Annotated in this window: 25 protein-coding genes and 1 pseudogene; 10 read left to right on the top strand and 16 right to left on the bottom strand. The window is 59.3% G+C overall.

The genetic code is table 11. The features are described 5' to 3' along the window. The first annotated feature begins 9 nt into the window (after positions 1–9). A complete protein-coding gene (gene antC, locus C9422_RS22620) occupies positions 10–1032 on the top strand; it encodes an anthranilate 1,2-dioxygenase electron transfer component AntC (protein ID WP_116582219.1) in 1023 nt (340 codons plus the stop codon). A 44-nt stretch (positions 1033–1076) separates the two neighbouring features. On the opposite strand, the gene kynB is transcribed toward antC, so the two are convergent. Beyond that, the gene (kynB, locus tag C9422_RS22615) at positions 1077–1730 is read right to left on the bottom strand and encodes an arylformamidase (RefSeq protein WP_116582218.1); all 654 of its coding nucleotides are present in this window, start codon (positions 1728–1730) and stop codon (positions 1077–1079) included. A gap of 251 nt (positions 1731–1981) precedes the next feature. Continuing rightward, positions 1982–2572, bottom strand: coding sequence for an ABATE domain-containing protein (locus C9422_RS22610; RefSeq protein ID WP_116582217.1), 591 nt, complete (start codon positions 2570–2572; stop codon positions 1982–1984). Between the two features lie 129 nt (positions 2573–2701). Here C9422_RS22610 and C9422_RS22605 point away from each other — a divergent pair, with 129 nt between their 5' ends. Beyond that, complete coding sequence (locus C9422_RS22605; protein ID WP_116582216.1) at positions 2702–3583, top strand: alpha/beta fold hydrolase; 882 nt, start codon at positions 2702–2704, stop codon at positions 3581–3583. Between the two features lie 12 nt (positions 3584–3595). Here the strand turns inward: C9422_RS22605 and C9422_RS22600 are convergent, their stop codons facing one another. Next, positions 3596–4381, bottom strand: a complete 786-nt coding sequence (locus C9422_RS22600) for a FadR/GntR family transcriptional regulator (protein WP_116582215.1) — start codon at positions 4379–4381, stop codon at positions 3596–3598. A 160-nt stretch (positions 4382–4541) separates the two neighbouring features. Here C9422_RS22600 and C9422_RS22595 point away from each other — a divergent pair, with 160 nt between their 5' ends. The 7 genes and pseudogenes from C9422_RS22595 to C9422_RS22565 all read left to right on the top strand — a co-directional run bounded on the left by C9422_RS22595 (position 4542) and on the right by C9422_RS22565 (position 10087). Further along, complete coding sequence (locus C9422_RS22595) at positions 4542–5852, top strand: MFS transporter (protein WP_116582214.1); 1311 nt, start codon at positions 4542–4544, stop codon at positions 5850–5852. A gap of 15 nt (positions 5853–5867) precedes the next feature. Next, a complete protein-coding gene (gene denD, locus C9422_RS22590) occupies positions 5868–6842 on the top strand; it encodes a D-erythronate dehydrogenase (RefSeq protein ID WP_116582213.1) in 975 nt (324 codons plus the stop codon). Positions 6843–6862: 20 nt separating this feature from the next. After that, positions 6863–8155, top strand: coding sequence for a 3-oxo-tetronate kinase (gene otnK / locus C9422_RS22585; RefSeq protein ID WP_116582212.1), 1293 nt, complete (start codon positions 6863–6865; stop codon positions 8153–8155). After that, positions 8152–8790, top strand: coding sequence for an aldolase (locus C9422_RS22580; protein WP_116582211.1), 639 nt, complete (start codon positions 8152–8154; stop codon positions 8788–8790). Before otnK ends, C9422_RS22580 begins: the two co-directional genes overlap by 4 nt. Before the next feature lie 34 nt (positions 8791–8824). Next, positions 8825–9628 carry a 2-oxo-tetronate isomerase gene (gene otnI / locus C9422_RS22575; RefSeq protein ID WP_116582210.1) on the top strand — a complete coding sequence of 268 codons (804 nt, stop codon included), beginning with the start codon at positions 8825–8827 and terminating at the stop codon, positions 9626–9628. Between the two features lie 46 nt (positions 9629–9674). After that, positions 9675–9743 (top strand): annotated as a pseudogene (locus C9422_RS32645) (methylmalonyl-CoA epimerase); the annotation flags it as partial. A gap of 29 nt (positions 9744–9772) precedes the next feature. Further along, positions 9773–10087 (top strand): DUF3630 family protein, encoded by a 315-nt coding sequence (locus tag C9422_RS22565; RefSeq protein WP_102699905.1) that lies wholly within the window; start codon positions 9773–9775, stop codon positions 10085–10087. 205 nt (positions 10088–10292) lie between these two features. Here the strand turns inward: C9422_RS22565 and C9422_RS22560 are convergent, their stop codons facing one another. The 9 genes from C9422_RS22560 to C9422_RS22520 form a co-directional block, all read right to left on the bottom strand. Then, positions 10293–10880, bottom strand: a complete 588-nt coding sequence (locus tag C9422_RS22560) for an SMI1/KNR4 family protein (RefSeq protein ID WP_102699904.1) — start codon at positions 10878–10880, stop codon at positions 10293–10295. A gap of 55 nt (positions 10881–10935) precedes the next feature. Continuing rightward, positions 10936–11478, bottom strand: a complete 543-nt coding sequence (locus C9422_RS22555; protein WP_116582209.1) for a CbrC family protein — start codon at positions 11476–11478, stop codon at positions 10936–10938. A 150-nt stretch (positions 11479–11628) separates the two neighbouring features. Then, on the bottom strand, positions 11629–12153 hold the full coding sequence (locus C9422_RS22550; protein WP_165824806.1) for a DUF4303 domain-containing protein: 525 nt from the start codon (positions 12151–12153) through the stop codon (positions 11629–11631). 20 nt (positions 12154–12173) lie between these two features. After that, the gene (locus C9422_RS22545) at positions 12174–12506 is read right to left on the bottom strand and encodes a hypothetical protein (RefSeq protein ID WP_116582207.1); all 333 of its coding nucleotides are present in this window, start codon (positions 12504–12506) and stop codon (positions 12174–12176) included. Between the two features lie 56 nt (positions 12507–12562). Next, the gene (locus tag C9422_RS22540; protein ID WP_116582206.1) at positions 12563–12931 is read right to left on the bottom strand and encodes a hypothetical protein; all 369 of its coding nucleotides are present in this window, start codon (positions 12929–12931) and stop codon (positions 12563–12565) included. A 33-nt stretch (positions 12932–12964) separates the two neighbouring features. Beyond that, entirely contained in the window at positions 12965–13546 is a 582-nt protein-coding gene (locus C9422_RS22535) for a hypothetical protein (protein ID WP_116582205.1), read from the bottom strand. 40 nt (positions 13547–13586) lie between these two features. After that, positions 13587–14087, bottom strand: a complete 501-nt coding sequence (locus C9422_RS22530) for an SMI1/KNR4 family protein (protein WP_116582204.1) — start codon at positions 14085–14087, stop codon at positions 13587–13589. Positions 14088–14125: 38 nt separating this feature from the next. Then, positions 14126–15718: a J domain-containing protein gene (locus tag C9422_RS22525; RefSeq protein WP_116582203.1), complete on the bottom strand. Its 1593-nt coding sequence runs from the start codon at positions 15716–15718 to the stop codon at positions 14126–14128. Positions 15719–15721: 3 nt separating this feature from the next. Continuing rightward, positions 15722–17419 carry a molecular chaperone HscC gene (locus C9422_RS22520; protein WP_116582202.1) on the bottom strand — a complete coding sequence of 566 codons (1698 nt, stop codon included), beginning with the start codon at positions 17417–17419 and terminating at the stop codon, positions 15722–15724. A 30-nt stretch (positions 17420–17449) separates the two neighbouring features. Between C9422_RS22520 and C9422_RS32640 the strand changes: the two genes are divergently transcribed. Continuing rightward, complete coding sequence (locus C9422_RS32640) at positions 17450–18127, top strand: hypothetical protein (protein ID WP_256590017.1); 678 nt, start codon at positions 17450–17452, stop codon at positions 18125–18127. 343 nt (positions 18128–18470) lie between these two features. Here the strand turns inward: C9422_RS32640 and C9422_RS22505 are convergent, their stop codons facing one another. From C9422_RS22505 to C9422_RS22490, 4 genes are all read right to left on the bottom strand, one after another. Next, on the bottom strand, positions 18471–19964 hold the full coding sequence (locus tag C9422_RS22505; protein WP_102699896.1) for a DUF1254 domain-containing protein: 1494 nt from the start codon (positions 19962–19964) through the stop codon (positions 18471–18473). Between the two features lie 48 nt (positions 19965–20012). Beyond that, the gene (locus C9422_RS22500; RefSeq protein WP_116582201.1) at positions 20013–21467 is read right to left on the bottom strand and encodes a DUF1254 domain-containing protein; all 1455 of its coding nucleotides are present in this window, start codon (positions 21465–21467) and stop codon (positions 20013–20015) included. A gap of 172 nt (positions 21468–21639) precedes the next feature. Next, positions 21640–22269 (bottom strand): LysE family translocator, encoded by a 630-nt coding sequence (locus C9422_RS22495; RefSeq protein ID WP_116582200.1) that lies wholly within the window; start codon positions 22267–22269, stop codon positions 21640–21642. 313 nt (positions 22270–22582) lie between these two features. Next, positions 22583–23905: a cytosine permease gene (locus tag C9422_RS22490; protein ID WP_116582199.1), complete on the bottom strand. Its 1323-nt coding sequence runs from the start codon at positions 23903–23905 to the stop codon at positions 22583–22585. Positions 23906–23996 lie beyond the last annotated feature (91 nt).

Here is a 23996-nt window from a genome sequence, read left to right as displayed (position 1 = left end):
AGACCGGGCATGAACCATAAAGTCGCGTTCAGCTTTGCCGACGGCAAAACGCTGTTCTTCCCTGTGCAGGCCAATGAGATCCTGCTCGACGCCGCCCTGCGCAATGGCATCAACATCCCCCTGGACTGCCGCGAAGGCGTCTGCGGAACCTGCCAGGGGCGCTGCGAGTCGGGCGATTACAGCCAGGACTATGTGGATGAGGAAGCCCTCTCCAGCCAGGACCTGCAACAACGCAAAATGCTCACCTGCCAGACCCGGGTCAAATCCGACGCAACGTTCTATTTCGACTTCGCTTCCAGCCTGTGCAACGCCGCCGGCCCCGATCAACTCACGGCAACGGTCACCGAGGTCAAACAGGTGTCGGCCAGCACGGCGATCCTGCATCTGGATCTGGGCGATATGGGCCAGTCGCTGGATTACCTGCCCGGGCAGTACGCCCGGCTGCAGATTCCGGGGACCGAGAACAAGCGTTCCTACTCCTTCGCCAACCGGCCGGGCGTCAGCAATCGGCTGCAGTTCCTGATTCGCCTGCTGCCCGATGGCGTGATGAGCAACTACATCCGCGACCGCTGTCAGGTGGGTGACCCCATCGTTCTGGAGGCACCGCTGGGGGCTTTTTATCTGCGCCACGTCGCCCGGCCACTGATCCTGGTGGCTGGCGGCACCGGACTGTCTGCCTTGCTGGGCATGCTCGACGAACTGGCCGAGCGCGGCTGCGAGCAACCCGTGCATCTGTACTACGGCGTGCGCGATGCGGCCGACCTGTGCGAACAGGCGCGCATCCAGGCGTATGCGCAACGCCTCCCGGGGCTGCGATACACCGAGGTGGTCAGCGAACCGTCACCGCACTGGACCGGCAAGCGCGGCTACATCGCCGAACACTTCGACGTCGCCGAACTGCGCGATGGCCCGGTCGACATGTACGTCTGCGGGCCGCCGCCGATGGTGGAGTCGATCAAGACCTGGCTGCAGGCACAGGCACTGGACAGCGTGCAGCTGTACTACGAAAAATTCACCGAGAGTAACGCCTGACACCGGCCACCGGAACCGGCGCCTGGTTCCGGCGCCCGAACGGGTCACTCGCGTTGTTGAGTACTCAACGGCCGCAAAATCGCCCGGACCGGGCTGGCGTCGAGGTTGGCAAAACGTAGCGGTAACGCGATCAGCTCGTAATCCCCTTCCGGCACGTCATCGAGCACGACCCCCTCAAGAATGGCCATGCCGTGACGGGCCACGGCACGGTGCGAATCCATCGTCTTGGATTGCTGCGGGTCCAGTGACGGCGTATCGATGCCGATCAACCTCACACCCAGGCTGGCCAACAAATCGACGGTTTCCCTGGCAACGGCCGTGAACGCCGGGTCCCAGGCAGCCAGCGGTGCCTGGCGATAGGTCCGCAGCAGCACGCGCTCGGGCACATCGTGCAAACGCCCTTCCAGTTGCCCGGGCCGCACCAGGTCGCCGCTGTCCAGACAATGCAAAACGCGACAAGGCCCGATATACACATCCAACGCGACTGCGCCAATCGCCGCGCCGTCAGCGCTGTAATGCAGCGGCGCATCGACGTGGGCACCGGTGTGCGGTGACAGGGTGATGCGTCCGACATTCACCGGGCATTCGGGACCGTAGGTCCAGACACGCTCCTCCAGAAAAGGCGTGTCCCCCGGCCAGGTCGGTGTTTCGCTACTCAAGGGTGGACTGATGTCCCACAGGGTCGTGTTTTTTGTCATCGCAAATGCTCAGCGTTTTTACCGAGTGAAATGATACGAGCGACAGCAGTGCAGATTCGTGCAAATACCCCGGGCAAACGAGCGGGTTTTCGCACAAACCGCCATGGATGAGCGTGATGGCGGCAGGAAATTTCAACGTGCACCCTTCGACGAGGGGTCTTCACAGGCAGCAACGCGCGATGAAAGATCGGATGACTGTGGTTCAGGCTGATCGGGTGCCGCCCTGCCAATACCACGCAGCCTCATGGCCTTCAGTCCGCGACACTCTGACGTCGCTTGCGGAATTCGGCGACCTTATGCCGGTTTCCGCAGAGCGCCATGCTGCACCAGCGTCGTTTGTGCGATTTGGTGCGGTCGTAAAACATCAGTGAACATTCGGCGCTTTCGCATTTGCGTACCAGGCTGCAATCGCCTTCGGCCAGCAACTCCGCGGCGGCGTAAGCGAGCCTGCCCAGACGCTGGTGGCCGGCATCGCCCTGGTGCAAGCGATCCAGCACCGGCGCACCCGCCTCCTCCCACACCAGTTGCGGCACGACCCGCAGCAGAAAGGCATTGAGCACTGCCGGATCCGCCACGCGGTTCTCTCGACGGGCGGCGAGCAGGCGCTCGATGCAGTCGCGCAGCTTGCGCAAGCGGGCAAGCAACTGCCCGTCACCCTCCGCCACCTCCGTCGCCAGACCGAAACCGATCTGCTCCAGCCAGCGCACCGCGTCGGCATCGCTATTGAGCAGGTCGCGCCGCTGGCCGTCGACCACCATTCGGGTGTTCAGCAGGTCCAGCGCCGGATGGTCGGCCAGCACCAGCGGTACGGGCAAGTCAGGCGTGGCGACGGCGTCAGTCATGGAAATCTCCCGGGAATCGATGCACGAATTGTAACCTACAAAAATTATTTGACCAGTTACAAAGTCCGTGCAAAATAAAAACAGGTAACCCGTATAAAAAACTTTAACAAGTTACAATGGACATCCGTCATGACCACGCTCCCGCTCACCACCGCTGCCTGCAAATTCGTCGAAGCCGACGGCATCAGGGTTTTCTACCGCGAGGCCGGTGCTGCCGACGCTCCCGTACTCTTGCTGCTGCACGGCTTTCCCAGCTCGTCGCACCAATTCCGGGACCTGATCCCGCGGCTCGCCGACAAATACCGCCTGATTGCGCCGGATCTGCCCGGTTTCGGTTTCACCGAGGTGCCCGCCGAACGCCACTACGTCTACACCTTCGATGCCCTCGGCGAGACGATCCGCCAGTTCGTCGATGCGCTGGGCCTCAAGCGTTATGCGATGTACTTCTTCGACTATGGGGCGCCGGTCGGCCTGCGCCTGGCGCTGGCGTACCCGGAGCGGGTCAGCGCGATCGTTTCGCAGAACGGCAATGCCTATCTCGAAGGTCTGGGGGATGCCTGGGCGCCGATTCGCCAGTACTGGGACGAGCCGTCGCCCGCCAATCGCCAGGTGATAAACGATGCCATCCTGCACCTGGAAGGCACGCGCTGGCAGTATGTGGAAGGCGTGAGCAACCCCGATCTCATTGCACCCGAGGGTTATCACCTGGACGCGCTATTGCTGGAACGACCCGGCAACAAGGACATCCAGCTCGATCTGTTTTATGACTATCGGAACAACCTGAAGCTGTACCCGGCGTTTCAGCAATTCTTGCGCGATGCCCAAGTGCCGACGCTGGCGATCTGGGGCAAGGGCGATCCGTTTTTCATTCCGCCAGGTGCCGAGGCCTACAAGCGTGACAACCCCAATGCGGTGGTCGAGATGCTCGATACCGGCCACTTCGCGCTGGAGACCCACGCCGTGCAGATTGCTCAGCGGATAGTCGAGGTGGTGGGCAGCCATCTCGACTGAGAGGTGCGCAGACTAGGAACTTCTCGTTCCCGGGTTCTTCCAGAAGGAGGGATCGGCGCTCTTGAGCCGCTCGACTGCGTTATTGATGTGATTGAGCGCCGCATGCCGCGCGCCTTCGGGGTCACGCGCGGCAATGGCCGAGTACACCGCGAAGTGTTCGGCCCGCACGGTCTTGGCCAGATCCCGGCGGCGCTCCTCGTTGGAGCGCGTGATGCGGATCGCCTCTTTGATGAATTGCGCGATGAACTCGTGCAATGACGGGTACAGCGGATTGCCGGTAGCCCTGGAAATGGAGTGATGGAACCCCAGGTCTTCCTCTACCCCATCGCGACCCGCCTGCTCGGCTGCGTCAATGGCCTTCAGCGCCTGGTGGATGGCCTCCAGCTGCGCAGGTGAATGCCGCTGGGCTGCCAATGCCGCCGCCTCGCCTTCGATGCCACGGCGTAATTCGGTGACCCTCAATACCGCCTCGATCGAGCCGCCGACATCCAGGTCGATCGTGAACGCCTTGATGTGCGCACCTTCGCTGACCACGGTACCGCTGCCCTGGCGAACCTCCACCAGACCGGCTGACTTCAGGCGCGAGATCGCCTCGCGGATGACTGTGCGGCTGACGCCGAAACGTTCCGAGAGTACGGGCTCGGTGGGCAGGCGATCGCCCGGCAGCGCTTCGCCGCTGGCGATATAGGCCTTGAGGGCCGCCGTCACCTGATCGGACAGCGTGCCCTTGGCGGAGTCCTTCAGGACACCCAGCGCATCGGTGCTACAGGAAGATTTGTCAGGAATGGGCATAGGCATCTCTGGGCTCAAATCGGTGAACGGTACTGCATTTTAGACCCGCCGTCCTCCCTCGATTTAGCCGTTGAATTCGTATGACGTATTATGATAAAAAACGCCACATCATGTAATCCGACAAAAACAAAGTCACCCACTACAAAAATAAGGATGGGGGAAACACATGACTGAATCAGTGATTCAAACCGGTGCCGCCGTGCCCGCCGATCGCTTCGAGGATCTGGCGTATCGCAAAGTGGCGTGGCGTATCCTGCCGCTGCTGTTGCTGTGTTACCTGGTCGCCTATCTGGACCGGGTGAACGTCGGTTTCGCCAAACTGCAGATGTCCGACGATCTGCAATTTTCCGAAGCCGTCTACGGCCTTGGCGCAGGGATTTTCTTCATTGCCTACTTCCTCGTGGAAATTCCCAGCAACCTGATCCTGCATCGCGTCGGCGCGCGGTTGTGGATCGCACGCATCATGATCACCTGGGGAATCATCTCCTCGGCCATGGCACTGGTGAGTACGCCAATGTCCTTCTACATCATGCGCTTCCTGCTGGGGATCGCCGAAGCCGGGTTCTACCCGGGCGTCATCCTCTATCTGTCCTACTGGTTCCCGACCCATCGTCGCGGCAAGATGTACGCCCTGTTCGCCACCGCCGTGCCGCTGTCCGGTTTGATCGGCGCGCCGTTGTCCGGCTGGATCATGAGCGCCTTCAACGGTGACCACGGGTTTGCCGGCTGGCAATGGCTGTTCTTTCTCGAAGGATTGCCTTCGATCGCCGTCGGTATCCTGGTGATTTTCTGCCTCAGCGACCGCATCTCCAGTGCCGGCTGGCTCACCCGGGAAGAGAAAACCCTGCTGCAGACGCGCATCGACGCGGAGTCCGCCGGCCACCAGAAACACAGCCTCAAAGAGGTGTTCCTGCAGCCGCGCATCTGGCTGCTGACGGCCATCTACTTCTGCATGATCGCCGGTTTCTATACCGTCGGGTTCTGGTTGCCGACCCTTATCCGCCAGGCCGGCGTCAGCGATGTCTTGCAGGTCGGCATGCTCACCGCCATCCCTTACGCCGCGGCGGCAATGACCATGATCCTGGTTTCGCGTAGCGCCGACCGGCTGCGCGAGCGGCGCTGGCACCTGGCGCTGACCGCCGTGCTCGGTGGTATCGGCCTGTTCATCTCCGCGACCTGGAGCGACAACTTCACGGTTTCCATGATCGGCCTGACCCTGGGCTCGATGGGGGCCATGAGCACCCTGCCCTTGTTCTGGAGCCTGCCGACCGCCTTCCTCGGCGGCACGGCAGCGGCAGCCGGCATTGCCCTGATCAACTCCTGGGGCAACTTGGCGGGCTTCGTCTCGCCGTACCTGATGGGTTTCCTCAAGGACGCCACCCACAGCACCACGATCGGCATGTATGTGATGGCAAGCGCATTGTTCCTCGGCGCCCTGCTGGTCTTCAGAATTCCCGGAAAACTCGTCAACCGCTGACGTTTGGAGTAACTCATGAATATTCTCGTGACCGGTGCAGCCGGCTTCCTTGGCCGCCGCCTGATCGAAGCGCTGTTGCTGCGTGGCTCGCTCACCGACCGTACTGGCCAGTCCCGGCCCATCGGGCAAATCGTCGCCTTCGACATGGTCGAACTCACGGGGATCGATGATCCCCGAGTAAAAGTGGTGTGTGGCGATATCGCCAACCCTGAAGTGCTGGACCGCCTGATCGATGCCAACACCGACAGCATCTTCCATCTGGCGGCGGTGGTTTCCAGCCAGGCCGAAGGCGACTTCGAACTGGGCATGCGCATCAATTTCACCGCCACCCAGAACATGCTCGAACGCGTTCGCCGGCTCGGTACCTGCCCGAAATGGGTGATGACCAGCTCGGTCGCGGTGTTCGGCGGGCAGTTGCCGGAACGTGTCCGCGATGATCAGGTCTGGGCGCCGCAGAGTTCCTATGGCACGCAAAAGGCCATGAACGACCTGCTGCTCGCCGACTACAGCCGGCGCGCCTTCGTCGATGGACGCAGCCTGCGCATGCCGACCATCGTGGTGCGCCCGGGCAAGCCCAACCTCGCCGCTTCCAGCTTCGCCAGCGGCATCATCCGCGAGCCACTCAACGGCCAAGCCAGCGTCTGCCCGGTACCGCTCGATACCCGGCTCTGGCTGATGTCGCCCGCGCAGGCGATTGCCAACCTGATCCATGGTCATGAACTGTCCGGCGAGCAACTGACCCAGGGTCGAGTGATCAACATGCCAGGCCTGTCGATCACCGTCGAACGCATGATCGACGCCCTGCGCCAGACCGCCGGCGCAGAAGTGGCTGGGCGCATCCGCATGGAACGCAATCCGCCGATCGAGCGCATCGTCGGCTCTTGGCCAGGCGCCTTTTGCGCCACCTATTCCCGGGACCTGGGCTTCACCGCGGACGAGGATTTCACCGATGTGATCGAGCAGTTCATCCATGAGTACCTGCCCGGCTAAACCCGTTTGAGGAGTTCAACATGTTGAATGCCCCTGCCCGACCGCTGCTGGGCTGCATCGCCGACGATTTCACCGGCGCCACCGATCTTGCCAACATGCTGGTGCGCGGCGGCATGCGCACCGTGCAAAGCATCGGCATACCCGCCGGCGATGTCACCGGTCAACTGGACGCCGACGCTATCGTCATCGCCCTGAAGTCGCGGACCGTGCCGGCCGCCGATGCCGTGAAGGAATCGCTCGAAGCGTTGCGCTGGCTGCGCGAGCGTGGCTGCGAACAGATTTTCTTCAAATACTGCTCGACCTTCGACTCGACCCCGACCGGCAACATCGGCCAGGTCAGCGACGCCTTGCTCGAGGCACTGGACAGTGATTTCACCCTCGCCTGTCCGGCTTTCCCGGAAAACGGTCGCACGGTCTTTCGCGGGCATTTGTTCGTACAGGACCAATTGCTCAGTGAGTCGGGCATGCAACATCACCCGCTGACGCCGATGACGGACGCGAATCTGGTTCGCGTGCTGCAAGCGCAGACCCGGGGCAAGGTCGGCCTGCTGCGCCATGACAGCGTGTCCGGGGGCGTCGAGCGCGTTCGAGCGCGCATCGCGCAGCTTCGCGCCGACGGGGTGCGCATGGCCGTCGCCGATGCCTTGTCCGATGCCGATCTCCATGTGCTGGGCGAAGCCTGCGCCGACCTGGCGCTGCTCACCGGCGGTTCCGGACTGGCGCTGGGCTTGCCGGACAACTTTCGACGCGCCGGCAAATTGCGCGACCTGGACGCCGCACAACTGCCTGCGGTCGAAGGCGGTGAAGTGGTGCTCGCGGGCAGCGCTTCGCAGGCCACCAATGGCCAGGTAGCCAACTGGCTGCAGGCAGGTCGCCCGGCCTTTCGTGTCGACCCCCTGGCCCTGGCGGCGGGACAACCGGTCATCGATGAGGCGCTGGCCTTCGCCGCTGACCATGGGCAAACAGTGCTGATCTATGCCACCAGTACCCCGGATGAGGTCAAGGCGGTGCAACGTGAGTTAGGCACCGAGCGCGCCGGGCATCTGGTCGAGCAGGCTATGGGCCGGATCGCCGGCAGGCTACGCGAGGCAGGTGTCCGGCGCTTCGTGGTCGCCGGAGGGGAAACCTCCGGGGCCGTGGTCCAGGCGCTGAACATCCAGTTGTTGCAGATCGGCGCACAAATCGACCCGGGTGTACCCGCTTGCGTCAGTATGCCCGGAGAACCGCTGGCCCTGGCGCTCAAGTCGGGCAATTTCGGCGGCGCGGATTTCTTCGACAAAGCCCTCAAGCAACTGGCAGGAGTACCGGCATGAGCAACGAAAACGCCCTGCGCGAAGAGATCTGTGAGGTCGGCGCTTCGTTGTATGCCCGTGGCTACACGGTGGGCAGCGCCGGCAACATCAGCGCCCGGCTGGAGGACGGCTGGCTGATCACGCCCACGGACGCGTGCCTGGGGCGTCTCGACCCGGCCGCGATTGCCAAGGTCAGCCTGGCAGGAGAATGGGTCAGCGGCGACAAACCGTCAAAGACCCTGGCCCTGCACCGTCAGGTCTACGATCGCAACCCGGGGGTTGGAGGCGTAGTGCACACCCACTCGACCCACCTGGTGGCATTGACGCTGGCCGGTGTCTGGCACGAGGATGACATCCTGCCACCGCTGACGCCCTATCAGGTGATGAAGGTCGGGCACATCCCGCTGATTGCCTATGAGCGTCCCGGCTCACCGAAGGTGGCCGAACGTGTGGCGCAACTGGCCAACCGCGTGCGCGGCGTGATGCTTGAACGCCTGGGCCCGGTGGTCTGGGAAAGCTCGGTGTCCAAAGCCAGCTATGCCCTGGAAGAACTGGAAGAAACCGCACGCCTGTGGCTGATGAGCAATCCAAGACCGGCTCCGTTGCCCCAGGTGGCGCTGGATGAATTGCACGAAGCCTTTGGTGTGCAGTGGTAACCCACAGATCGATTTTTTGACCGCAGGAGTCTTCATGCCTCGTTTCGCTGCCAACCTCAGCATGCTCTATCCCGAACATGACTTTCTCGACCGTTTCGCCGCAGCCGCCGCCGATGGTTTTCAGGCAGTGGAATACATGTTTCCCTACGACTACAGCCCACAGCAATTGAAACAGCGGCTCGACGACAATGGCCTGGTCCAGGCCCTGTTCAACGCACCGCCTGGCAATATCGCGGCCGGCGAAAAAGGCACTGTGTCCTTGCCAGGCCGTGAGTCGGAGTTCCGCGCCGGTTTCGACCAGGCCCTTGAATATGCCGCGGTACTGGGCAACGACCGCATCCATGTCATGGCCGGGCTGCTGGCCAACGAAGCGGATCGCGCCAGGCACCAGCAAACCTACCTGGAAAACCTCAACCACGCAGCGACACAAGCCGCCAAGGCTGGCATCACCGTATTGCTGGAGCCGATCAACACCCGCGACATGCCGGGGTTTTTCCTCAACCACCAACATCAGGCCCAGGCCATCTGCAAAGCGGTCGGCCAGGCCAACCTCAAAGTCCAGTTCGACGTCTACCATTGCCAGATCGTCGAGGGTGACGTGGCGACGAAGCTGCGACGGGACATCGCCGGCATCGGCCATATCCAGATCGCGGGCGTGCCGGATCGCCACGAACCGGACATGAACAACGAGCTGAACTATCCCTACCTGTTCGAGCTGATCGATCAACTGGGGTACACCGGTTGGGTCGGTTGCGAGTACCGGCCACGCGGCGACACCTCCAAGGGCATGCAATGGCTGCGCGATTGGCAGGGTCGGTCAAGCCAAGGCCAGGCATAGACGGCTTTTCATCCAAGGGTCACCAGGACGCCGGGGCAGCAGGAGGTATGCAATGGTACTGAACGCCAGGATCTCCAAGACGCTCGTCTGGGAACGAGGCGGCCTGCACGTGCGAACAAGAGCAGGTGGCGGAGATAGATTCTGATGAAAAACAAAATAGTCCCAAGCGAACTGACTATTGAAAAAATGCACGCCGGCCGATCATGCCTGAACCTGACATCGAGTGTCGATTGGGAGTCTTTTCCTGAGTATGCAGAGTTTATTCTTGGACTACTTGGGGGATCGGTCATCAGCAAGTCTGACGGTGCTGACGTGCGTATTTGGGAGGTGCTGATAGACAACGAGTACTTCTTCCTCGCATTTGACGATTTTCCGGTAATGATAACGTTAGAGTCGAAGAGTCTGCAGGGAGACAATTGCATACCCGCCTTCAAGGCCTTACTCGTTGAGAAGTCCTGACCTGGAAACCAATCCAAACGGACTGAGTACGGATAAATAATTGATGCGCACAAAACAAAGGATGAGTCGTCTGCCAGGAATGATGATGAGCTACACCGTTCCCCTCTCCCATCCTGGCAATCAGGAAAACGCGGACGTTGTATGAATGCCTGCTTATGGCCGATTGCGATCTGCAGTGATGGGCAGCAATCGACCAACGCTGACGTTATTCATCCTCGTAGATAAACGAGTAGTGGTCATCGATCAGCTGTTGCAGGTAGTAATCGAAGCTTTGCGCAATGACTTTGTAGCTGTCAGGGTCGTGCAGAAATCGCATGACCTGACCCACCGTTCCACCGGGCGCTGGGTTGAAGTCGATATACAGTCTTGAGGTTCCCCCATTGTTCATGCAGTGGGAGAAGCACAGCCGTTTGTTCATGGGCAATGTGCTGTCGATAAGCGGGTCGATCAGGTCGGGTTCCTGATCCAGGTAGCCCTCATATATCTGCGCAATGCTCCGGGTGTGAGCGTGGGCGCCCTCAAGTATCTGCCGTACGGACCTGAGGTAATAGGGGTACTCGAACACATCCGAGCCGAGCATCAGGACCATGACGGTGCCGTCGTGGTAATCCCTGAAGTGTGTGCCGTCGATCTGGCTGAGCAGTTGCAGCAGGCTTGCCGGGCACAGCGGATAATGCTCTGTGAGCTGCTGCAAGTCTGTCGCCGAAGCGCCATGTGCCAGTTTCAGTTGATCGAGGTTTTCAGCCGGCAACACATGGCGTAGACCGGCAAGGTAGGTATCTACGAGGGACATGACAGTCGTCCTTGCTATAGCGGTGAGATCTGACTCAATACGCTTGGTTTTTCGTTCAATGGTTGTCTTGATAGGCACCCAACGTAGAGCAATGGCGGCATCTGAAGAGGTAGGCTGTAGGGCCGTGGTCCTTGTCCAGTGCACTGAAGAACCTGTGCCATTGAGGCCCTTCCTCCAGCCCCGTCGCGTCCTGTACGGCAGTCATTGCTTCTACCCCTAGTGCAAGCAGCTCGGTATGGCCTGCCCTGCCGATGAACTCGCCTGCGTCATTGCAATGGGTAAACCATCGTTCCTGCTGCCAGCCATTAAAACCGGGTGTGCGCTGGCTCAACTCAGTGACCAGCGCTTCATCAAGTTCTTCTTCAGCGTCCAGACCAATGCTGTCTTCATCGATAAAGGTTGCGCCGAGCCGTTGGTGAGCGCTCCCATCGGCAATGCACCAGGGACAGATGCAGGCTTCGTAATCTTCGACGGCGTATACCGGCCCCACATAGATGTAGCCGCGAGCCTGGTCGCAGCTGATGCAGGTGTTTGTGGAGGGTTGTACCGAGCCGCTGGAAACAGGGTCCGGGTGGTAGGTGAACTGTGGCAGATTCATTGGAAGGTCCTTGATCCAAAGCCATGCCCTGAGCTGGAAGCGTTAGCGTACTCGACGTATTCTTCCTTGAACTTGAGGGCAATGGGGTAACAACAGTCAGATTGTGAATTGTGGTTATGGTTCAAACTGCCTTTTATCTACATCGATACATCACCCGTGCGAGTGTTGCTCCAGCCAGGACTTGAATTCGCCGGCCTGCTCAGGGGTGTTCAACGCACAGATCCAGGCGATTTCCTCAGGTGCGTTTTCAAAGTCAGAAACTGAAAATACATGGACGGCGTGCTCGAAAGTCGAGCCTGTGAGCTTTTGCATGGCTGCCACACATAACGCGAAAACCTGACTGCGATGCTGCTCGAAATTTTCCCGGGAGCTTGCGTCGGTCATGCTCCACAGCGTTTTCGACAGGTCCGCGAAGAAGTGTCCGCCAAAGGCTTCGTGGCTCCACTCGGCGGGAGACCACTTGAAGTACTGGCGGTCATCGGGGTTTTCAGCCTGCAAACGTGTCAGGTGGTCTTTGGTATTAAAGGCCGGCGCCAGGCTTCGCGCATCGGCGTCTGAATACAACGCGAATCCGCAGACCTCGGCGTTCGGGAAGTCCTTGCGAAATTGTTCGATTGCCTTGAGGGACGCTGCCTGAATCTCTCGTTGAAGACGTTCGCTACTCAGGGTCAACATCGGGCGTCTCGCTGTAGGGGTCATGAGGCGTCGCCAGGCTTGAGCACGATGAACGCATCGTTCTGGTAATAGTATTTAAACGCCATGAAGTAATCATCCAGTGTGGCTTGGACCCGTTGTTGGTTCGTGTTGGAAATAACATCCTCGATCATGGCCGTTTCCAGAGTTTCGACCCAGCCTTCATTGTGCACCTGTGGTGGCAGGTGTTCATTCGAGTTGGCGGGGAAGTCCCGACTGTCCAGTGAGAACGCGCCAAGTGTGTCCAGCGTCCACCCGGTATTGGGCAAGTAGAACCAGGCATTGGGCATGTGCTCGATCTGCTGTAGAACTTCGCGGATGCTGTAAGTCTTCATAGGGTCCTCATGACGGGCTGCTCAATGATGTCGTCCGGCGCCGGTGATGGGCGGGACTAGCCCACAACTTCCTTGATCAGGGCATCCATGGATGAAAAGGCCAGCCCATCCGTGATGGATGGGCATCCCGAGTCCAGCAGATAAAAACGTTCTATCGCAGATCTGTCCACCAGTATCAGCCGGCCGCCCGAGTCATCACCGATCAACAGATATCCTGGAAAGTACTCGGCTATTTCGTATGTCTGTTGACGCTCGGCTATTTCATCCGTCGAATAAATTTTTACGAGGTCTTCGATCATTGCACCGTCGCAGGACCACCAGAATCTGGTTATCCATGAATCTGGGTTGATGGATAGCTGCTGCGCTGTGCAGGTGATCTTTTCAACGTCTGCAGGTGGGTTTTTTTCTGTGTAACGCACGTTCATTCGGATGCACCAGATGAAAGATTTTTAGCATACTCATTCAAAAAAGAACTTCATGAATCCGTTCACGTCTGCACCTGCAACGGTGCCCACAACTTCCCTGACTCTGTGCAGGAAGGCGGGCTTGTAGTTTTGCTCTTCATCGATTGTTTCGTCGTTGAATTCCTGCACTTGCACGGCGATGCCCGCCTGCAAGGCACCCATCAACGCCAGGATGTCTGTCGCTACCTTGAACGACCTTTTCTGAATCGAGCCGAAGATCGGTGAATGCTCATCGCAGCGATCAAAAACCAGCACATCGCCATTTCGATCGGCAAAGACCGTAAAGCTGTCTTTCCATCCCCATGCCGGATCTTCCTTTTCCGTGGTATGCCAGCCTTGTTGCGCTTTTGCCAGGTTCTGGGGGCCGTAAAGCTGCAAGCTGAAGTCCGCGCCGATCATCGGTCGAGCAGAGAAGTCTATCCGTTCGAAATAATCGCGCATTACGCCGCTTTTCGGGACTTCTGCGATGGCAGAAACATTGGCTGGGGTCTGGTTGAATTTCAGGTGGCCAAGGGAGCCTGGCCACGTATTGAACTGGGCTACAAAACTTTCAAACACCTTCAACCGGTGATCCATACGGTTTTCCTGCGATTCGTTTACCGAGGCCTGTGATGCATCAAGAGGCTTCGACTCGGCTGTCAAACGGTTCGAAATCCCGCGCGGTAAAGGACTCCGTCAGAACGTTCGAACTGCACAGCCATTCAATCGCTTCCACCAGCCCGTGGCCGGCAACCAGCGCGGCTTCGCTGTGTCGCGGCAACACATAAATGCGCTCAGGATCCTCGGGGTGAATAATGAGTTCGTCACCGTCGTAGGTATCACCAATGATGATGCACTGCAGGGCCTTTTCCTTGGGCATGAGCTCTTTGTCATCATCCCAGAACCAGTATTGGTTAATGCGATCCAGCCAGTTAGCCTGACTGTTTTCACCGTGCAGTATCTGATGTGGCGGGTATATCCGGATGTACACACCACCGAGAATGCCTTCGCCAAATTGCGTCACGTATTCACGGTAACCGGTGGGAAATCGACTACCCAGCGCATGTTGCGCTTGATCGACTTCGGCGTCTGTCGACAGCACCCTGGGCTCGCCTATGACGTTGATGTTTTCGAACATTCCATTTCCCCTGATTTGATGAATTGACTGCACGATATTTAGCGCAATCGACCTTGAGTGAGCAGGGTGCCGGGCATGCGCAGTTGCACGTAGCCAATGACAATCACCATCGATACGCAAAACACCCATTGCAGCCAACTGAGCCCGGCAATCCGATAGGTCGCCTGCAGTGGCCTTCGCCAACGGTACTGGCGGTCCGCCGGGACTGCACTGGCGGGCTGCAGCAGGCCGATCGCCCCGTTGACCAAATAAGTCGCCAGCCCCAGCACCCCAAGCCAGTTCCAGATCACAATGGCAAGTGCCAGCAACGGGCCGCCATTGCGGATCACCAGGTAACGGCGATCCGCGGTCAGTTTGTGTCGTACACACCATTCACTGGCAAGCTGGTCGAGGTCATGCAGCGATTGCGTCAAGGTGGTCCAATGGCTGAGCAGCCATTTGCCGACCTGTGCCGCCAACACACCACCCAGTGCATAGAGTGGCAGCATAAGCAGCGTCACCATGAGTCCGGAGCCTGGCAGGTTGTTCAGTGCAAGGGTCAGGGTCAAGACGCAGGCTGCACGTTTCACGCCATGGGGCGGGTCCTTGTGACCGATGAGGGTCTTCCAGAACCAAGGATCATGGTTGGGGAACATCCCCAGCAGGTCGGGGAAACGCGTGGCAAAGGTCTCTGCCAGTTGTTCGCAGGCCTGCCAGTCAGCCTCAACGAAACCTGTGGCCAGCTCCGCCTGCTGCACCGGTTGGGTCGACAGCAGGAACAGCGTAGCGGCATTGGCGCGCGCACTGGGGTGTTGCTGACGTTGCTGCATCAAGGAACGCAGTTCGCCGAGCCAGGTTTGCTGCTCGCAGCGCCTGTGCAGCGCTTGCCACTGGTCCTGGGCAATGGGCACCACCGCCGCTTCAACATCCCAGGCAAACAATCGACACACCCGTTGAAACAGCAGCGGTGACCAGTCTTCGGTATTCAGGAACAGATTCAGGACATGCACCTGCAATGCCTGACGACGTGCGAAATCACCAAGCCAGGCTTGTTGGCTGTGGTGTTCCAGGCAGTCGAAGAAGTTCTGTTCCTCACCGGTTGCCAACTGCTGGTCGAGCTTGCGGTATAGCGCTGCCGTCAGGGCGCGGGCAAGACAATGCTGCTCAAATTCACTGGCGGGGATCCGCTGCCAGGGCGTCAGCCATTGGCGCTGTTCGATGCCCCATGTCAGAAGGTGCCAATGCGCTTCAGGGTCGTTCACGCAACGTTGGAACAGCAGGCGTTCGAACTCGGCGTTGCAGCCTCTGGTCGATGCCTCGTTCCAGTATTGATCAACCGCCCGGTCTTCAAATCCGCCCAGTAGCCCGACGGCCTGCTCATGCAGGGACCGCGTGGGCTTCAGACCCGGGTGTGTCCGGTTCTCTGCAGTGGGCCGATCTGTAGAGTCAGCGGCATCCCGATCAACCTCGCTCCAGCCCTCGCGCAGGATGTGCAAGGCTTGCTCATAGGCTTCACGCAGTTGCTGGAAGGCGCCGGGATCCTCGTCCGGACGCGTGACCTTTAGCAGTTTGGCGTATTGGCGCTTGATGCTGCGCTCGTCGGATCGGGCGGGTAGGTCGAGGACCTCCCAGCAATCGAAATCAGACGCCATGGCTCAGTATCCGGCACCGGTTTCGAGCAGGCTGATGCGCCCGCTCAGATCATGGCGAGCCTGGCGAATCAGGCGCTCGTCCTGGCTTGCCAGTGCTTGTTGAAACAGGTTGGCCCAATGAGCGATCTGCTCACGAAGCTCGCCCAGGCTTTCTTGGTACAAACGCTCCAGGCGGGCGATCAGCACCGTGTTGATCTGCTGTTCGCGGGGATGCACCTTGAGCTCGGCCAGCGCTTGCAGGCGCTCGGCAATGTCTTCGCTGCTGAGCACACCCGGGTTGTTTTCGATGACCAGTGCATGCTGTTCACCGGTCATGGGAATGCGCACCTGACACTCAAGAATGCCGTTGATGTCGTAGGTGAAGCGCACGTCCAGTTCGACAACGCCACCGGTATTCACCGGGACCGGAATCTCCAGTTCACCCAAGGCGATGTTGTCATGCACCAGACGACTCTCACCCTGGTAGATCTTCACCAGTACGCTTTCCTGCAGTTCATGGACGGTACACACGGTCTTTACCCTGCTTACGGGGACCGTACTGTTGCGCTCAATGATCGGCAGGTAGTGCCCTTCCTCATAGTGTTGGCCCACCCATACCGAGGTTGAAATACCCAGGGTGTAGGAGCAGACGTCGGTCAACACCACCTCTTCCAGGGCGGCACTGCGGGACTTCAGCGCGGCTTGAATGGCTGCGCCGTGAGCCACGGCTTCGTCAGGGTTGACGTGGATGGACGGGAAGCGGCCAAACAGCCCCGCGGCCAGCTTGCGCACCAGCGGCATGCGTGTGGTGCCACCCACCAGCAGCACTTCATCGAGCTCGTTGATACGGATTCTGGCATCGCGCAGGGCGCGCTCAATCGGATGGCGCAGGCGTTCGAGCAAGGGCGCGAACAATGTGGCCATCTCGTCCTGTGAAAACACATGCTTCCATTGCTGCCCGTCCACCCGCAAAACAAATTCGCTCGCCGTTTCCTGTCCCAGCGCCTGGCGGACTCGCTCGGCTTCGCGGCGCAGCGCGTGGGCAATGGATTGTGTCGGTGCAAATCCTGGCTGGTCGCGCTGGGTCTGGATAAAACGCTCGACCAGCACCTGGTCGAAATCCTCACCGCCCAGATAGTTGTCGCCAGCGCTGGCCCGTACCTCCATGACACCGTCGAACAGTTCCAGGACTGACACATCGAAGGTGCCGCCGCCCAGGTCGAAGACCAGGAACGTGGTTTCCTTGCCGTGCTGAGGCAAACCGTAGGCCAGTGCGGCAGCGGTCGGTTCGTTGATGAGCTTGTCGACTTTCAGTCCGGCCAGTTCGCCAGCGATACGGGTTGCCTTGCGCTGCGCATCACTGAAGTACGCGGGGACGCTGATGACCGCCTCGGTCACCGGTTCGCCGTAGGCACGCTCGACGTCTTCCTTCAGGCTCCTGAGTACCAGCGCCGACAGTTCTTCAGGGCGCAACGACTTCGTACCCAATTGCACGGCGTGTGCACTGCCCATATAGCGCTTGAACAAGGCGGCGGTCATGGTGGAATGGGTGTGCAAGCGCTCGCGGGCAGCTTGGCCGACCAGAATGCGGCCTTCATCGTCCAGTCCCACCACCGATGGGGTCAGCACCTGACCCAGTGCGTTAGGAACCAGAACACTAACGCCGTTATGCCAGACAGCCACCAGGCTGTTGGTGGTACCCAAGTCGATTCCGACAATCATCAATGCGTTCCTTTTCCCTGGCGTGACTTCATGAACCTGTTCTTCCTTGAACCGCAGAGACAGATCGTAGTCGATGTGCGATCACTTTTTCCAATGAAGGTTCAATGCTCGCACGTTCGATGCACGAACCGGACCGCGATGCATGACACCTTGCAACCCTTTGAGTACTCAGTATCCGCTGATGAGGCTAAAGAGGCTGACAAGCCAAAACCAATACGTTGTGCCAATATTGAATCTGGACGCAGTTTTTTAAACGAAGGAATGAAAATGGCTGAAATTAGCAAGGTGACTGCCGAGTTGGCAGAGGAGATCAAAGTGTTGAGCCAACAGGGGCTCGACTTACTGAGCCTTACTCAGGATCATGCTTCGGCTGATGTGGTTGCGGCGATTACGGAGCGGGTGCGTAATTGCAAAGCGAGTGGCACAACGCTGCCCGAGGGCGACATATTTGCGCTTGGAGCGTTGCTCGGCAGCCAATACGTAAAAGGGCAAGGCTGGCACTGGGGCGATGTCGTTTGGGATTTTGATGAGACCACTGCGGCTGTCGGAGTGCTGAACCACGACAACTCATTGTTCATCAACCCTATTGGCTGGATGGCTGAAGTGATGGAGTCCGAGGGCGGCGTCGGCTTCATGCTCAACTACAACATGGTCAGCGCGCACCAGGTTCCGGTATGCGAACCTGATAGCGCAACAGGCCTTTACTGACTGCCTGGCCCCTGCCGCAGGACCTGTCGCAGCAGCTGCAACATCAGATCGCTCTGACCTGACGCAGCGCCCGCCGTCACCAGCGGCGGGTCGAGGATCACCATTCGGGATGAAAGTGGCCCTCTCGGTCGAGCAAATCGGCAACGATCCACGTCAACGCAGCCTGTGCTGGACACTGGTTGAGGAAGTGGCGCCAGGCGCCTGGACCTGTGGCGGCGTGGATGTCAGCGCTCAAGCCATTCCGTGCATCGTTCAGGTCTGCAAGATCTGGCGCAGCCGTAGACACTCCAAGCGCCAGCCGTTCGCCCTGCCCCGCTTCACAACGGGGCAAGGCAGTTCATCGTTACTGTTTGATCAAATCACTGGGCTTCCAGCTCTGGTCGAAAAACGCTTGCTTGGGACCATACAAACGCACGATCACCAGGAAGCCTTTGCCCGGTACGGTACGAATCCAGTTCTTGCCCGTACCCGGTGATTCGGGGCCGAAGTAGAGGTCGGTCGAGCCATCGCTGTTCTGCGCCGGTTTGTCCATCTGGTTGAGCGAGGGGAACGGCTGGCCATTGTCCAGGCCCGAGGCGGTCAGGTTGTCGTAGGCCGTCACCGACCAGAACAACGCCGCCGGCACATTGGCGGGCAGGTTGAGCTTGTAGGTGTGGGCGCCGTCGAGGAACTTGCCGTCGGCATCGCGGGTGGTGGCGGGATACTTGGCACCGGCGCCGACCATGTTCATCACCATGCCCGGGCTGTCCGAGTAGGCCGATGTGAAGAACGCCACACGCTGTTCGAGGTTGGTGAACGTGCCGCTGGACTGGAACTCGGTGTTTTCCCCGGCGAAGGTGTTCACGTACTGGCGATCCGTGTAGTACAGGCCGCCCGGCTCTTTCATCAGCAGATGACTGGTGACCACCTTGCTCATCTTGAACGCGGTGCGCGCTGCGTCATCCAGCAGCTTGCGCCGCTGTGCATCCGGGGCGAAGGCCTTGCCCTTTTCGATGCCGATGGTATGCAGGAAACCGCGCATGTCCATGTCCGCCGGGTCGACCGCTTCGGCTTCAATGAAGCGCGACAGCAGGTCGAAGTAACGGCCGTCCTCGGGGAACAGCATGTTGATCGGTGCACCGGTGGCATCGGGGAACTGCATCGGCAGCGCCGAATCCTTCTTGCCCAACGGATAGATCTTGGTGCGCTCGACTTCGGCCACCGGCACGCTCAGGTCTTTCGGGTCCTTGAAGAAGGTGCGCCAGAACAGGAACACGTTGTTGGTCCGCGAGCGGTAGACGAAACCTTCGGTGGGCTCCGGGCCGGTGTAGCCCGGCGGCAACAGTACATAGGTGCCGCCCTTGCCCTTGTCGGGGCCGGCCAGGCCGACGTCGCCGCGCCAGGTCTTGCCATCGATGGTCGGACCGACAATCGGCCGCTGGAAGAAATCGTCGAACATGCCCTGCACGCCGGGCGGTGCTTCGACCACCAGCGGACCGTACTTCGCCAGGTCCAGATAGCTCATGGCGTAGACCAGGTCGGAGTTCGGCGTGGTCACCAAGGTCTTGGCGTTGATACGCTTTTTCCAGGTCGGCAGGATGTTGTAGCCGGCGCCGAATTGTTTCTCCGACGCCTCCTTCATCGACCAGATGTTGATGGCCGGCAACGACCAGAGATACGACTGCACGGCACGCTGGAAAATCAGCTCGTCGATCATGCTGCGTGCGGTGGCCTCGGTCGGGAAACCGTTTTCGAAGGGCTGGTTGGCCAGCTCTTCGTACCGCGTGGCGGCATCGGCGACGCCGCTCAGGGAGACCGCCACTGCCAGGGCGGTCAGGGTGTTACGCAAGCTGCTCATGGGATGTCCTTATGTGGCGCAGTTTGAAGATAAAACATGGCATGGTTTTCAGTTGAGCTTGACCACCGCCGGCGGCGTCCACTGGCCGTTCATCGCGGCGGCTTCAGGCCAATAGGCGCGTACGTAGAGGGAGAAGTCGGCGCCCTTGGGCGCGGGCAGCCAGTTGCTTTCCTTGTCGGCACCCGGGGATTCGCTCTGCACGTACAGCGTCAGCGAGCCATCGGCATTGGGCTTGAGTGATTTGTTCTTGGTGCCCAGGGAATAACGGCCCAGCGGGTTATCCGCGAAGAAGTGCTGTTCGTTATACAAAGTCAGCGACCAGAAACCCTTGACCGGCGGCAAGGCATCTTTAGGGAAGGTCACGCTGTAGCGCTGGCCGCCATTGAGGCGCGTGCCGGACTGATCCAGGTCCTGGTAGAAGTACTTGGTCTCGATCTGCTTGTTGACGAAGATGTTCGAGCGGGCCACCGCCGTGCGCAGGAAGTAGTCGGTGCCGAACGCTGCGCCGTTGTCGATGGTGCTCCAGTGATTGGGCAACTGCTTGCCATAGTTGCGGAACTGCAACAGCGGCTTGACCACTTCGACATCAGACTTTTGCGCCTCGTCGATCATGGCCTTTTTCAGCTCCGGATCACGCTGGGCGATCTGTGCCAGTACCGACAACTGCGCATAACGTGCTTCTTCGCCGGGCAATGGCTTGGCGTCCTTGAGGAGTGCCGGCAGTTCATCGAAGAATTTTTCCGGGAGCACCCAGCGGGTTTCTTCGGCGCCTGCCGCTTCTGCCGGGAATTTCGGCGACTTGCTCCAGTCACGCTGCTTGAGCTTGCCGTCGTACTTGGACACCGGGTACATATCGATGCCGGACAAGTACTGTTGAATCGCCTTGCGATCCTCGGTTGTATCGTCCTGGAACACCCGTGGAATCACGAAACCGGTGTTGGTCTTGGCGCGGAAAACCTGGGTGATGCCCTCAGGCACCTTACCGTTCCAGTCCGGGCCGACCAGCAGGTAGAAACCGGGTTTGGTGCCGTACATCTTGCCCAGCTCGGCGAAGCTGTCGGAGCGCAGGTCTACGACCTGATACACCCAGAACCGGTCGCCGAAATCCGGTACCTGCAAGACCACCGGCTCCAGATCCAGCGCGATGCTGCCGGCGCCGTAGACCACGTCCTGGTTCGGGCAGGCCACCAGGCGTTCACCCGGCGAGATGTAATCGGTGAGCATCGACAGATGATTGATCGGCGCCACGGGCACGATGCCGCCCATCAGGCCGGCTTGCGGCAGATCCTTGAACTTCAGACGCCGGTTATAGATATTGGCCATCGGCCAACCCCAGAAATAGGCTTCGCGCGCCATCATGCGCACATAGGTTTCGGTCACCTTCACATCGGCCTCAGGCCCGGCCACGTGAGCCACCGGCTCACTCTGCGCCTGCACGGCAGTCGCGCCGAGCAACATCGCCGTTGCGAGCAGGCAAAGGGAGAAAAGAGGAGTCTTTTTCATGAAGGTGCTTCCTTGCTTGGGAGTTTTACAAAGATGTGTTCTTACTTGGAATCACATCTAGAGAAACTACCAGACGAATATGATTCGACCAAGAAGAGCCGTGAACTAAGTCATGTTGTTCGCCGCTGCTGTCCGCAAGAAAGTTTATGCCAAACTGATGTGCTTCGAGCCTTTAAACCGACCGGTTGAGCATTAGCAAACGTACTGCCAGAGCCGTCATCACCACAGCAAAGCTATAAGTGCCAAGGCGTTTGGAAAATAGGCCCTCGCGGAAACGACCATGCAGTCGACCGCTGAAGAATCCGAGCAGGGAATGGAAAATCAGTGCGATCAGCGCAAGCAATAATCCCAAGAATATCAACTGTGAGGTAACGCTACTTGCACCCACGCTGACGAACTGCGGTAGGAATACCATGAAGAACAACAGCGCTTTGGGGTTCAACAGGCTGTTGAGCGTGGCTCTGACAAAAATCTTGCGCATCGAAGCCTGTGTTGCTTGAGCATCTGTATCCACAGGAGGAGCCCTCAATGCTTGCCAAGCCAACCACATCAGATAACAAGCGCCTGCCCACCGCAGCAGGTCAAATGCAGGAGCCCAACTCATTACCAGTGCGCCAAGCCCCGTACTGACAATGATGGTCATCAGCACATCGGCCAGGGTTATTCCCAGAGCTGCGGCGATACCCGCGCGCCAGCCGTGGGCAACTGCATGACTGGTGACGATAGCCATGTTAGGGCCAGGCACTATCAGCAACAGCAAGGCTGCAACAACGAAAAGGTAGAGATTAGTGGTGTCCGGCATAAAAATACGTCCTTCGGGAAGAAGTTATGCTAACCGGTGGTGATTAGGCAGACGCAGGTACAGTGAGGGTTGATTTGGCCATAACAGTCAGGCATGAAAAAAAAGAATCTGAAAACATGTCGACTGGTTGAAAACAAAGTCAAAAACAGCCCTTGGGAGAGCGTCTGCTCTTGGCCGTTTTCAGCCGGTCACCAAAGGCAGAAAACGGCCGGAAACAGTCACTGAAAACCCATCAGCGAATTTGTAATGAGCTTCCCATTGCCCGCTCTACCTTGTTAGAGCAGGCTGGTACGGGATGAGTGACTGCAAAACTCTACTCCGCCAACCCTAACCGCAACCGGCTTCGATGGGATAAGCCGGCTTGCAAGGCAAATGCAACTATCACGGTAGATGGCGCGGAAAAGCTGCTCAGGCCGCTGCCGGAAAACATCAACCCAAGACCCAATGCGGTGGCGCCAAACCAGGCCGTCAAGCCCACCGGGTTAAACGCGACCACCCGTTCGAGCGCTGCCACGTCACTGCGTCCGTAGACAATCTGCGCCAACGCCACACCCACCCAGGCCACCACGAAAATCCCCTGATAGGCCAACGCCTTGAGGAGGTAGGCAAACACGTCCGCGAGCATCAAGCCGTAGACGATCACCCCCACCGCCACTGCCCACATCAGGTACGAACCGCGAAGGCCAATTCGACCAAAGAACGCCTGCATGTTCAGGGTTGCCAAGTAATAGTTGGCGGTGTTGATCCGGGTTTGTGTGGCCCAGACAAACAGCAATCCCCACAGGCCCATCAACTGCAAAATCGCCATCACCACCGAGACTTCGTTCAGCGCGCCTTCGTGGGGAATGCTGCTGACCAGGTAAATGCCCGCCGCGCCGTTGAGCAGAAACGTCACCGCGTAGAACGGCATGCCGAAGTTCCAGCGACCGTGGTACTCGGCGTCTTCAGGCTTGCCGAAACGCGCATAGTCGAAGGTGAACAGCATCAACACCCAGACGCCCATGTAGGCGACAAAACAATCCCACCAGCCGAATGCACCAGGCGTTGCCGGGCCGAAATCCAGCCATTGCGGCTGGTAGCCATAACGGCTGATCGATAGCCCCACCGCCACCAGCAAACCACCGAGATACACCGGCAGCAACACACCGTTGAGCTTGTCCAGCCAGTGCTGCACGCTGCCCAGGATCATCGGCACGCTGTAGAGCACCACCACCAATGCCGCCAGCGGATAGACCAGTTCCGGGTACAGGTGATTGAGCGCGACGGCGATCACCGAACCTTCGAACACCGCGTAATAGATCGCGGTCGAGAAGAAAATCAATGTCGCCAGGCACGCTCCGGTGCTGCCGAACAACAGCCGTGAAAACAACGCCACCGACAAACCGCTGCGAATCGCAAAGCGGCTGAGCACGCTGTTGACCAGTCCATAGCTGATCACCGACAGGACCATGCCGATCAGCGCATTGCGCGCACCGAACGACAACGCCAATGAAGCACCCACCACGATGTAAAACATCGCACTGCACACCGCCCACCAGGCCATGGTCAGGGACAGTCGCCCCATGCGCGCTTCGGTGGGAACAGGATGATGCGCCGGGTCTTGCCCGGTTTGACTCGATTGCGATAAAGCAGCCATATGCGTGAACTCCAAAACCAGTCAAAGGTTGAAGCGCGGGCAGCCGTCACCGCACCGAAGTGCGGCGTTGGCGTACCGTTTGGCATGGCCC

Origin of the sequence: Pseudomonas sp. B1(2018), assembly GCF_003097365.1 — a bacterium.
In the GTDB taxonomy this organism is placed as follows: domain Bacteria; phylum Pseudomonadota; class Gammaproteobacteria; order Pseudomonadales; family Pseudomonadaceae; genus Aquipseudomonas; species Aquipseudomonas laurylsulfatiphila.
This window is presented reverse-complemented; position numbering and strand designations above follow the sequence as displayed.